Source organism: Leptolyngbya sp. FACHB-671 (assembly GCF_014695745.1).
Taxonomy (GTDB): Bacteria; Cyanobacteriota; Cyanobacteriia; order Elainellales; family Elainellaceae; genus JAAUTN01.
The window spans coordinates 21,596-34,208 of the sequence record NZ_JACJOV010000094.1 but is presented as its reverse complement, the minus strand read 5'-3'; the positions used below and the strand labels follow the sequence as shown (position 1 = coordinate 34,208).

At 49.3% G+C, this 12,613-nt stretch carries 8 protein-coding genes; 6 read left to right on the top strand and 2 right to left on the bottom strand.

Features of this window, described 5'->3' with window-relative positions; genetic code table 11:
- Nucleotides 1-355 precede the first annotated feature (355 nt).
- The 4 genes from H6F93_RS12265 (at nucleotide 356) to H6F93_RS12250 (ending at nucleotide 7,909) form a co-directional block, all read left to right on the top strand.
- Nucleotides 356-589 carry a DUF3134 domain-containing protein gene (locus H6F93_RS12265; protein ID WP_190643121.1) on the top strand — a complete coding sequence of 78 codons (234 nt, stop codon included), beginning with the start codon at nucleotides 356-358 and terminating at the stop codon, nucleotides 587-589.
- 134 nt (nucleotides 590-723) lie between these two features.
- A complete protein-coding gene (mraY, locus tag H6F93_RS12260; RefSeq protein WP_190681066.1) occupies nucleotides 724-1,830 on the top strand; it encodes a phospho-N-acetylmuramoyl-pentapeptide-transferase in 1,107 nt (368 codons plus the stop codon).
- Nucleotides 1,800-2,777, top strand: coding sequence for an alpha/beta fold hydrolase (locus H6F93_RS12255; RefSeq protein WP_524537936.1), 978 nt, complete (start codon nucleotides 1,800-1,802; stop codon nucleotides 2,775-2,777). The genes mraY and H6F93_RS12255 overlap by 31 nt, the downstream gene beginning before the upstream one ends.
- 689 nt (nucleotides 2,778-3,466) lie before the next feature.
- On the top strand, nucleotides 3,467-7,909 hold the full coding sequence (locus H6F93_RS12250) for a PAS domain S-box protein (protein WP_190681064.1): 4,443 nt from the start codon (nucleotides 3,467-3,469) through the stop codon (nucleotides 7,907-7,909).
- Nucleotides 7,910-7,951: 42 nt separating this feature from the next.
- Here H6F93_RS12250 and nusB read toward each other — a convergent pair whose 3' ends face one another.
- The gene (gene nusB, locus H6F93_RS12245) at nucleotides 7,952-8,587 is read right to left on the bottom strand and encodes a transcription antitermination factor NusB (protein ID WP_190681063.1); all 636 of its coding nucleotides are present in this window, start codon (nucleotides 8,585-8,587) and stop codon (nucleotides 7,952-7,954) included.
- Between the two features lie 186 nt (nucleotides 8,588-8,773).
- The gene (locus tag H6F93_RS12240; protein WP_190681061.1) at nucleotides 8,774-9,529 is read right to left on the bottom strand and encodes a DUF502 domain-containing protein; all 756 of its coding nucleotides are present in this window, start codon (nucleotides 9,527-9,529) and stop codon (nucleotides 8,774-8,776) included.
- A gap of 535 nt (nucleotides 9,530-10,064) precedes the next feature.
- Between H6F93_RS12240 and H6F93_RS12235 the strand changes: the two genes are divergently transcribed.
- Complete coding sequence (locus H6F93_RS12235) at nucleotides 10,065-10,721, top strand: phosphoribosyltransferase (RefSeq protein WP_190681058.1); 657 nt, start codon at nucleotides 10,065-10,067, stop codon at nucleotides 10,719-10,721.
- 47 nt (nucleotides 10,722-10,768) lie between these two features.
- Entirely contained in the window at nucleotides 10,769-12,496 is a 1,728-nt protein-coding gene (locus H6F93_RS12230) for an ABC transporter ATP-binding protein (protein WP_190681056.1), read from the top strand.
- Nucleotides 12,497-12,613 lie beyond the last annotated feature (117 nt).

Below are 12,613 nucleotides of genomic sequence, written 5' to 3'. Positions count from 1 at the left end.
ATACCGCTTGTTGAGTTCTTAACTGTTTAACGATGGATTGTTTAAACCATTTCGCTTTGAGTAAGACACAACCCGCCAATTTCAACCTAAAGATGTCTTGACAACTTTCTTGACCTAAGATGAAATTTGAGCTAGCACTATCAGGCGTACTAAGCAGGGGTAGGGCGGTTGATCAACCGTTTACTAAAACTTCATCTATATAAGGTTTTACCTACGCTGAGGTTTCACCCACATCTTAGAAGCTTGACTCTAAGATCTAGCAGTTGCCATCTGAATTTCCTCATTCCAATGAGGGAGTTGCCCAAGAGTTCGATTGTGTAGTGATTTAATCTATTACCAACATTTGCTAAGTAGTATGTACAATCCCGCGCTTCGTCAATATCCTCGTAGTCAACCCGCTCCTGTAATTCCACCTCAGCAGGATGCCTCAATTTTAGATTGGCTCGAGGGAACAGGTCGGCTCCTAGCCCGTGAAGTGCAAGAGCCGGACTATCGTGAAGAAGAAGAAGAAATCAATGAACTGATGGCAGGCGATGATAGCAGCTTTGATGATGATGACGATGATGATGTAGTAGAGCTAGACGATTAACACAGATTGAGGGATAATCCCGGCAGTGGTAAAGAACGATTAAGCTGGATCAACTCACAAAGTTTGATCCTGATGAACCAGAGGCAATTTGTAAGTCTTTGGATATACCTGGTGTGGAGTGAAGTGAGACAGTTGTGGACGCTAAGCTATTTTCTGACAAGCCCGTAGGGTTTTCCGGCGTGGGTTTGTTTTTGAGTTTAAGCATTGCTCTCAGCGGTGCATCTCTTTGGCTAGATTGGTTGGCGGGGCGATCGCTCGGTTTAGGAGCTTCTTTAACAGCCCCACTTTGGGTCTGTACCCTAGCAACCGCAGCCCTCGGATACTGGGCGATTCCGCTCTTACGACAACTAAAGGCAGGGCAGGTCATTCGTGAAGATGGACCTCAAGCCCATTTGAAAAAGGCGGGAACGCCAACGATGGGCGGCATCTTCTTTGTCCCCGTTGGGGTGGCGATCGCCCTGCTCTGGTCAGGCTTTGCCTCGGAAGTCGTCGCTGTCTCTGCACTCACTCTCTCCTATGCGGCAATTGGTTGGCTCGACGATTGGCAAATTTTACGTCGCCGCTCCAACAAAGGCATTTCTCCCAAGCTCAAGCTCGCTTTGCAAATCGGCTTTGGCGGTCTGTTTTGCCTCTGGCTGCTGTGGAGCCAACCCTTTAGCATCACAAACCTAGCGCTGCCCTTCGGATTTTCTTTGCCGTTGGGCTTTTTGCTGTTTCCCTTGGGCTGGTTTGCGCTCGTTGCCGAAAGTAATGCCACCAATCTCACCGATGGGTTAGATGGACTGGCGGCTGGCACAGGTGCGATCGCTCTATTGGGGCTAGGCGTATTAGCGGCTCCAACTTCTCCCGCACTGATGGTGTTTTGTGCCTGCATGAGCGGTAGCTGTCTCGGCTTCCTGTCCTACAACCGCAATCCTGCCAGTGTATTTATGGGCGACACAGGCTCTCTGGCATTGGGGGGCGCACTCGCATCCGTCGCTCTGCTCAGCAACAATTTGCTAGGGTTACTCATTCTTAGCGGCATTTTCTTTGTCGAAACCCTTTCAGTCATTGCTCAGGTTAGCTACTACAAAGCCACCAAAGATGCAAACGGCATCGGCAAACGTCTGCTCAAAATGGCTCCACTCCATCACCATTTAGAACTGACGGGCTGGTCAGAGACACAGATTGTTGCCTGGTTCTACACGATTGGTGGCATCCTGGCAATGTTGTGTCTGGTGCTATACCCGGTTTTTGGATGAAGGTAATTACCCCAGCATCAACTCAGTATTATGACTGGCAAGGCTTCCGCTGTGCCTATGAAGTTCAGACTCGTAGGGCGGGAGTTGATGCTGGACAAATTCCGTTATTGCTAATTCATCCGATTGGGGTGGGTCTGTCCCGACGCTTTTGGGATCGGTTCTGCCAAAGCTGGTTTGAGGGTCAGCCCAATTCGCTGTACCTGCCTGATCTGCTGGGCTGCGGGGAAAGCGCTCTGCCCCACGTCGCCTACACACCTGAAGATTGGGCAGCTCAGCTTCAGCACTTTTTGCAAACGGTGGTACAGCAACCCGTGGTAGTGGTAGTCCAAGGGGCGCTGCTGCCAGTGGCGATCGCCCTCACCCAATTACAGGCTTCACCTCAGTCCAATTCGTCTAACCTGGTTCGGGGGCTGATTTTGGCTGGCCCACCTGCCTGGAAAGTGATGACTCAGGCAACCTCACCCTGGCAGCAAAAATTAAGCTGGAATCTATTTGACTCACCGCTAGGTAATGCTTTTTATCGCTATGCTCGACGGCGCGAGTTTTTGCGTTCTTTTTCCACCAAACAACTTTTTGCCACTGCCGATGCAGTCGATGCAGAATGGCTGGATGAGCTAATTGCTGGGGCAAAAGATCCGGAGAGCCGCCACGCTGTTTTTTCATTTTTGGCAGGTTTTTGGCGTAAAAATTACGAGCAGGCGATCGCTCACCTCACTCAACCCACCCTGGTCGTCATTGGCAACACCGCCTCCAGCATCAGCCGCTCTGGACAAGCAGAAACACCAGAGCAGCGCATGGCAGACTACCTGAAACGGCTACCTCATGCTCAAGGCATTCAGCTAGCAGGTCGTAACGTGTTGCCTTACGAATCAACTACAGAATTTGTTGAAGCGATCGCCCCTTTTATTCAGAGTCTTGGGAGCGAAGCGGAAGCGATCGGCAAGTAAGCAAATTGCACCTGTCGGAGCTTTAGAGAGTATTTGAAAAGCCTTAATCTGTCCGAGAGATTCGTAGGGGAAAATCCTTTGAGCAACGATTTTTCGTTATTCCAAATATTGCTGGACGAATGCTTCGACTCACGCAAGGCATTACCTACTTCTCAAACATCCTCGTATATACTGAAGCATTATTTGTTGAGCAAACTGTTAGTAACGGTTTAGTCAGATCAACTTTTGCATAACCCAAACGAAGCTTTTAACTCATAAAATCCGCGATCGAATAGAACGGCCATCAATAAAAATTTTGTGTTGCGTTATACATCTGCTCTTAATTTTTATTGCAAGTCATAAACGATGTGTTACCAAATATAACTGAAGTTTCTTAACACTTAAGACCCAATGGCATGATGGGGTGAGTATGAATTGAGCTGTGTACAAATCCTAGATAATTCAAACATTGGTCAAAGGGGTTGGCAAAGCATAATAACCATAGCAACCTTGAGCGGCCGATTGACTAATTCCGTGGTGCAATTCTTTCAGTAGCCAGAGCAATTACCCAGAGTGTGCTTCTACAACCCGTTTAGGATTGCGATAGATACAGGTGAGGAGCGCGGTCAGCTGAAAATGAATGAATCGCAATAGGTGCAATTGCTATCTACCTCAAAATAGTAACCTTGCCTGATTCCGGGGAATCACCAATGCCAATCGTTAGTCTCCGTGCCGGTTCTCAGAGTTGGCAATCTAAACTACGTCACTACCAAGTGCCCCTTCAGCTTGTTTTAGTAGCACCCTTCGTGCTGGGGATCATGACGGCAACGGGGACAATTTATTTTCTCTCCTGGAGCAGTAATCAGCAAATTGACCTCTTTACTGCTCTACTGCTTGGTTTGATTACTTTAGTAGGAGCGATCGCCCTCAGCCTGGTCTTTGCCTGCCTGGTGGTTAAACCCATTGTGCAGCTCAGCAAAGCGTCAAAAGCGATCGCTGATGGCGAAGACCAGCAGATTCCCACCCGTCTTCAAATCCGCGAACTGGAGACGATGGCTCAGGCTTTCAACCAGATGGCGCAGCGGTTGCAAAACTCTTTTGAGGAGGTTAAAGCTGCCCTTCAGGAGTCAGAAACCAAATTTACTAAAGTTTTTCAATATAGCCCTGACCCGATGACGATTACGACTCTGGCAGAAGGGCGGATTGTAGAAGTAAACGATAGCTTCCTGGATTTTTACGGCTTCAGCCATGAGGAAACGGTTGGACGCACCACAACAGAACTCAACTTTTGGCAATCTCCAGAAGAGCGATCGCTTTTCAAAGAGCAGCTTGAGCGAGCAGGCACCGTTGACAACCTCGAATTCAACATCAAAACTGCGTCTGGAGAAACGAAAACTATCCTGCTTTCCGCCGAGGTGATGGACCTGGATGGTCAAGCCTGCGTTTTAGCAATTCGGCGCAACATTAGCGATCGCAAACTGGTTGAAAGACTCTTACAAGAACGATTTACGCTTCAGCAACAGTACCTCACAGAGTTAACTGAATGGAGAACCCGCTACGAAGCAGCAGGTCAAGCCAGCGGGCAAATCCTGTATGAATGGGATATTAATGCTGAACGCATTACTTGGGGGCCCAACACAAAAGAAATTTTGGGCTACACCATTGCCGAGATGCCACAAACCCTGGATGGTTGGATGGAACTGCTCGACCCAGAACATCCCGAGATTTTGCGGTCTGAAATTGAGAATGCGATCGCCCAGGACGATTCTTACCTGGCGGAATACCAAATTCGCCGTCAAGACGGAACGTACATCTGGATCGAAGACAAAAGCCGATTTTTTACCGATAGCTCTGGAGAATTGGTCAGGGTAATTGGATTTATTGCTGACGTGAGCGATCGCAAACTGGCAGAAACAAAACTGCGCCAGAGTGAAACGGCCCTACTTGCGGCTCAGCGAGTGGTTCACGTCGGCAGTTGGGAAGTTGATATCGAAAACTTCAGCGGCAGTTGGTCAGAAGAACTGTTTCGCATCTTTGGGCTTGACCCCAACCAACCCAGACCAACACGGGCTGAAATGCTCCAGCAGTTTATTCACCCAGACGATTTAGAAAAAGTTCAACAAGCCGACAATCGCACCCTTGCCGAAGGAGCGCCCTATCAAATCGATCACCGAATCATTCGACCCGACGGCTCAATTCGCTATGTAGAAGCCAGAGGAGAAGTCACCCTCAATGACCGGGGAAATGTGGTTAAGCTGTTTGGTACGGTTTTAGATATTACCGATCGCAAACAGACCGAAGCCATCATTCGAGAAAATGTAATTCGCTTTCGCGCGATCTTTGAGCAAGCAGCCGTTGGAATTGGTGAAATATCGTTGACGGGAAAATATCTCAACGCAAACTCGCGGTATTGCGAAATTTTAGGCTACTCCAAAGCAGAACTTCTAGAGCTAACTTTTCACGAAGTTACCTATCCCGATGATCTAGACAAAACGCTAGAACATTTCCAGCAATTAATGACAGGTGAAATTCCAGCTTTTTCACTGGAGAAGCGATACATCTGTAAGGACAAACATGTTTGTTGGACAAACGTAACTGTATCTCTCCTGCGCGACGAAGCAGAAACTCCCCTTTATGCAATTTGCGTAATCGAAGACATTACTGAACGTAAACAGCTTGAGTTAGCGCTGCAAGCTTCTGAAGCAAAACTAGGTAGCATTCTCAATAGTGCGATCGCCTCGATCCTCAGCTTTCGCCTATTTCCTGACCGAACCTGGCAGTATGATTACTTTTCCGCAGGCTGTGAAACGATCTTTGGCTACACTCCAGCAGAACTGATGGCAAATCACACCCTCTGGATCTCCCGCGTTCCGCTAGAAGATCAGCAAACGGTAATCATTCCGGCTTTTGACGCTTTATTTACCAAGCAGATCGCTCACAAAGAATATCGCTTTCAGCATAAAGATGGTTCATTGCGCTGGATTCGCAGCACAGCTATTGCCCGCCATGAAGCAGATTACTGGAGGGTAACGGCAGTAGACACTGACATCACAGAGCGCAAACAGCTTGAACTCGCCCTGCAAGCTTCTGAAACCAATGTAAACAATATCCTCAAGTGTGCGATCGCCTCAATCATGCAGTTTCGCATCTTTGCCGACCGTACCTGGCAATGCGATTACATTTCCCAAAGCTGTGAGGCAGTCTATGGCTACACCCAGCAGGAAATTATGGCAAACCCTGACCTCTTCTACTCAGAAGTTGTGCCAGAAGATTGGGAAACTGTGCTGGCACCATTGTTTGAAGACATTTTTGCTGAACGTTCCTCTCAAGCAGAATATCGCTTTCGAGACAAAGCCGGGAACCTCCGCTGGATTGCGGTGAGCTTTACCTCACAGCGCGATGAAACGACTGATTCCTGGATTGTCACTTCTATTGAGATTGACATTACCAATCGCAAGCAGCTTGAACTTGCCCTACAAGCAACCCAAACCAAACTTAGCGACCTAATTGATAGCGCGATCGCCTCAATCACCAGTTTTCGCGTATTTCCTGACAAAACCTGGAAATACGATTACATCTCTTTGGGCTGCGAAGCGATTTTTGGCTACAGCAATCAGGAGTTAATGGCAAACCCTGACCTATGGGCGGCAAACGTAGACCCTGAGGATCAAGAAAATATCCTGGTTCCTTTGTTTGAAGAAATTACTGCTGAACGGGTAGCTACAGCAGAATATCGATTTCTCCACCCAGATGGAAGACTCCGCTGGATCTCATCCAATCTGTCTTCTCGTTGGGATGAGGCAACAAATTCTTGGGTTGTGACGACCGTTGCAACCGACATCACTAAACGCAAGCAGCTTGATCTGGCACTTCAAGAAAGCGAAAAACAGTTTCGCGAAATCACAGAGAATATCCACGATGTTTTCTTTGTTGAAACCGCTGATGCAACTCAAACCCTTTATACTAGCTCTGCCTTTGAGGAGATTTATGGTAGTAGTCGCGAGCGCCTCTACAGCGAACCTCAAGGCTGGATAAACTTGGTTCACCCAGATGACCGTGAGCTTGTCTTAGCAACCCTGTCTGAGCAGCAGCTAGGACAGCGAACTTCAAAGGAATATCGAATTGTCAAACCGGATGACTCTGTTCATTGGATTTTTGCCCGGACTTTTCCAATTTTTGATCAGCAGGGTCACCTCCTCCGGCACGTTGGCATCTCAGAAGATGTAACTGAGCAAAAAGCTATAGAAGAGACTTTGCTGAAACAGCAAGAAATGCTCCGCACCATTTTCGATAATGTACCCGTCATGCTGACGTTTTTCTCGGCTGAGGGTCAGCTAATTTGGGCAAATCATGAGTTTGAAACGGTCTTAGGCTGGAGCGTTGAAGAATTAAGAGAACGTCATAACCCAATGGCAGAATTCTATCCTGACCCAGAATATCGTCAGCAGGTGATGGATTCTATTCAGCTAGCTGATCGCCGTTGGAGAGACTTTAGAATTCGCACGCGATCGGGCAGAGTGATTGAGACAACCTGGGCCAATGTAAAGCTGTCTGATGGCAGCAACATCGGGATTGGACAAGATATCAGCGATCGCAAACAAATTATCCTGGCGCTAGAAGAGGCAAATCGAGAGCTACACCATCTTGCCAATTTGGATGGACTAACCCAAATTGCCAATCGTCGCGGTTTTGACGAACACCTCCAGCGTGAGTGGAATCGGCTGACCCGCGAAGAAGCCTCACTGTCACTCTTGCTATGCGATATCGATTACTTCAAGCTCTACAACGACACCTATGGACACATTGCTGGGGATCAGTGCCTTCGCCAAATTGCCCAAGCGATCGCCGAAATCTTAAAACGTCCTGGCGATCTGGTATCTCGCTACGGGGGTGAAGAATTTGCTGTCATTCTGCCCAATACCACCGCTGAGGGAGCTGTCCAGATTGCCGAATTCATTCAATCAAGAGTTCAACAACTCCAGCTTGAACATAGGCGATCGCCCGTTTCCCCCTACCTCACTGTCAGCATTGGAATTGCTACTACCGTTCCTGTGCAGCAGGTCTTGCCAGATGCCCTGGTTGCTATTTCCGACGGAGCGCTCTATCAAGCAAAAGCCCAGGGACGCAATACCTTTTGCCTCTGCGCTTTGTGAATATCAAGATGAATATCAAGGTGAATATCGAGCCTATAAGAGCTACTCTGTCTCAACCAGCGGCTCATCCTTAGCCTGCTCACTCACTCGCCGCAGCACACCGTTGACAAACCGATAACCCTCTTCACCGCTGTAACGCTTTGCCAACTCAACCGCCTCGTTGATCGCAACGCGATCGGGCACCCCCAAAAACAGCATTTCGGTCAACGCAATTCGCAAAATATCCCGATCAATTCGAGGTAGACGGTTGACCTGCCACGAAACCATCGCTTCTCCTAACCGCTGGTCAATCTCCTCACGATGAGCCTGCACGTTGCTCAACAGCTCCATCGCATAAGCTCTAACTTCTTGCTGATTGGCAAGCTGAATAAATTCGGGTAGCTCAACTGCTGCACCCAGACGATTGATTGCAGTCTGCGTCAAATCAATGGACTCATTCACCATTACCTTTGCACTTTGCAAGTCGCTCGTCCGCGTTTCACTAGAGAGGAGGCGATCGCTACTCCGCTTTAGCTCTGCTGACGCGGTTTCTAGCAAATCATGGAGTTCTGTGGTCAGCGTGCGTACCGCCGCTAAGACAATACTTTGCAACTGCTGGGCTTGCAGGCGCTCCTGCTTGGCAGAAAGTTGGCTAATGCTCAAGAGAGCCAGTTCACGGGCAATTCGGCGGGCTTGCATAGCAAATTAATTAGCAAGGTTCAATAAAAGTCTAATCAGAAAGATTGTAGGTTGGGTTGAGGCATAAAACCCAACTTACTAGCACGTCGAGAAAAACCGTAGGTTGGGTGTAGCACAGCGGAACCCAACAAGGCACAATTCCTGGTAGTGTTGGGTTTCGCCAAGCTCCACCCAACCTACTCATCCCTAGTCTTCCTCAGAGGGAAGCACGGAATAGGTTTGCCGTTTCACCTCTTGCTTCATCTCAGGTAACGGCTCCAGCACAGGTTCCAGCTTTCGCTCTTCAAAGTTTGCAGGGGGAAGAGCGGCGCTAGATGAGCCAGGTCCAACAATTCCGCCTGAGATGACGACTTTGAAGGCATCTTCAATCGACATCGAGAGATTAACCGCGTCTCGCTCTGGAACAATCGCATACCAACCCGTCGTTGGGTTTGGAGTCGTGGGAATAAAGACGCTCAGCATTGTCTCCGAAAACTGAGGCTGAATTTGCGGACTGAGAGTGCCTGTGACGAAGGCGATCGCCCATATTCCACGCCGAGGATATTCCACCAAAATCACCCGCCGAAACTTGCCGTTTGTGTCCTTGAGCAGCGTTTCCAGCAGTTGCTTTAGCGTCTTATAAACCGAACCTGCCAGCGGAATCGCCTGCAACAACCGCTCCCCAAAATCGAGCAGCCAGCGTCCAGCGATATTGCGCGCCATCAAGCCAATCAGCAGAATGCAAAGCAGCGGCACAGCCAGTCCAACTACCAGATTCAGCAGATTTCCTAAAATTGGGTTGAGGTCATTAAAGGGATTGACCTGCTTGGGGATCTGCGTCAAAAAATTGATCACCCAAGTTGCAACGGTGATGGTTAGCCAAATTGTAGTCGCCAGCGGAATTACCACCAGCAAACCTGCAATCAGGTCATTTTTCAGGTCTTGTTTGAAGCGTTGGATCACAGATAGCCCACTCTCCTTTGGCTGTTCGGGAAAATAACGCTGCTGCCTTCACAAACTCCACCTCATCAGGGGATCGCTGAGACAGTCCGCGCTTGTACAGAAACTCCAGTCACCGTATTTGATCCCATGCCTCCAGGCTACACATTTTGACTAAAAATGATTGGGCAGGATTACCACACTCTCTATTTGTAAGGCTTGTAAAGAAATGTTTCAACCTCTAAAGCCAACTTTACACGACTTCATTGGATTTCTTACAGCTAAGATTCTTTGATGAGCATGAAGTAGGATTCTGCTATTTTCGCTCATTACAAGCAGTCTATTTCTGATTTACAGAAGGTTCAGAGTGAGGCGATCTCCTAAAGCAACTGACTAAAGAATTAGTATCCCATTTAACATTCCCGTTTGATCCCCTGAGGTTGCGTAATCTTCAAAACGGTTTGTCTTACTCGATATTCCTGTCTCTGTATTCAGTCGTTAGCCAGAGGAGAGGAGGCTTTCAGGTTTCTAAAATGAAGGCAGTGTTGGGATAAAGACAATGCTATTCAAAGATCGCACTGCAGCAGGACAACTGTTGGCAGAGCAGCTTAAAGAGTATGTAGATCGCTCAGATGTGCTGGTTTTAGCCTTGCCACGAGGTGGGGTGCCCGTTGCTTTTGAGATTGCAAAAGCGCTAAACGCTCCCCTGGACGTGTGGTTAGTCCGCAAGCTGGGCGTACCTGGGCAAGAGGAATTGGCTATGGGGGCGATCGCCTCGGGTGGTGTACGAGTCCTCAATCCTGATGTGGTGCGAAACCACCGTTTGTTTGAGGCAGCAATCCACAAGACGACCGTACGTGAGCAGCGAGAATTGGAGCGGCGAGAAAAGCTGTATCGGGGCGATCGCCCTCCTCTGAATTTGCATGGAGCTACCGTCATCGTGGTAGACGACGGACTGGCAACTGGAGCCACCATGAGAGCGGCCATCATGGCTATTCGACATCAAGATCCGGCTCGTCTGGTGGTCGCTATACCCGTTGCCGCGGCTGAAACCTGCCACGATATGGAGGCTGAAGTTGACCAGGTTGTCTGTGCAATGACACCAGAGCCTTTCTACAGCGTTGGGCTCTGGTATGAAAGCTTCCCACAAGTAAGCGATGCAGAAGTGGGTAACTTGCTCAAATTAAAATGTGCAGTTGGTTCAACCAAAAGCTGATAGCCTAAACCCATTCCTGTTTTCGCAATTCTGTTTGGGTTACTCGGTTGAAGACTCGCTCTAGCTATTGGCAACTGTTGCCTTACCTGCGTCCCCACTGGCGGGCGATCGCTCAAGCCCTACTTTGCACCCTGGTGTTTACTGCCTGCTGGCCTATTTTGGCATGGCTAGCAGGTGAAGCCTTGGGCTTTCTGGTGCAGGGAAATGTACCCTCCCTCGCTCGGCTCTCCGGAGTCCTGGCAGGCATTTTCTTAGTGCAGAAAATTGCTCAATACGGGCAAGACTCTCAGATGGCGAAGGCGGCATTGGCGATCGCCCTTGACCTGCGAAAGCGAGTCTACGCTCACTTGCAAACCCTGAGCCTTAGCTACTTTGAAACTTCTCAAACGGGAGATTTGGCTTATCGCCTCACCGAAGACATCGATCGCGTTGGAGAAGTCGTCAACAAAATTTTTCATGACTTCACACCCTGCGTTTTGCAACTTATTGCCGTCTTCGGCTACATGATTTACCTCAACTGGCAGCTTACCCTCGCCAGTTTGGTTGTCGTGCCGCTCATGGGTGTGTTGATCAGTTGGTTTGGCGAACGAATGCTAGTCTTCTCTCGCCGCAGCCAAACCCTGATCTCAGATCTATCCTCTCAGTTGACTGAGGTGTTCAGCGGCATTCGATTGATTCGCGCCTTTGCCGCTGAGGAATATGAAATTGAGCGCTTTGCTCAGGAAGCTGAAAAAAATCGACGGGCAAAATACGCTGCTGCCTGGCTAAAAGCAGTGCAATATCCGGTTGTGGGTTTCCTGTATGCCCTCAGCGTGCTGCTGCTGCTATTGTTGGGCGGCTGGCAAATTTCCCAGAACAACCTCACAGGCGAAGAATTTGGCAGCTACGTGTTTGCGGTTGCCATGCTGATCGATCCGATCGCCCACCTAACCGACAACTACAACGAATTTAAGCAAGGGGAAGCTTCCTCCGATCGCATCTTTGAACTGCTAGCCCTCCGCCCTGCGGTAGTCGAAAAACCAGGCGCGATCGCCCTTCCTCCCGTCACCGGCAAGGTGGAATACCGCAACGTCAGCTTCAGCTACAAACCTGATCAGCCCGTGTTGCAGCAATTGAGCCTACTGGCATTTCCAGGAGAAGCGATCGCCCTGGTTGGCACCTCTGGTGCAGGTAAAACGACGTTAGTAAATCTGCTGCCTCGCTTCTACGAACCCCAAGTCGGACAAATCCTGATCGACGGCACGGACATCCGCGATGTCACGCTTCGCAGTCTGCGCCGTCAAATTGGCATTGTGCCGCAGGAAACCATCCTCTTTTCTGGCACCATCGCCCAAAACATTGCCTTTGGTCAGCCCCAGTTTGACCTCAAAGCCGTTCAGGAAGCTGCCAAAGTTGCCAATGCCCACCAGTTCATCACTCAATTTCCCGATGGCTACCAAACCTGGGTTGGGGAACGAGGCGTAAACCTGTCAGGCGGACAACGACAACGAGTGGCGATCGCTCGTGCCGTCTTACTTAATCCTCAAATCCTGATCCTAGACGAAGCGACCTCTGCCCTGGATTCTGAATCTGAAGCCTTGGTGCAGGAAGCTCTAGAACGATTGATGCGCGATCGCACGGTCTTCATTATTGCTCACCGCCTCGCCACCGTTCGCCGGGCCGATCGCATCCTGGTACTGGAAAAGGGGCGAGTCGTAGAATCAGGAACGCATGGGGAGTTGTTGGAGAAGGGCGATCGCTACGCCCGCTTCTACGCCCAGCAGTTTGAGAGGTAGATCATGATTGCCCTTGCTCCGTTGAACTGCTCTGTCGGAGCATTGAGATGTATACAACGGCTAATACTAAACGATTCGTATCCATCATTTTCGCAATCACTATTCACAGTTCGGTTG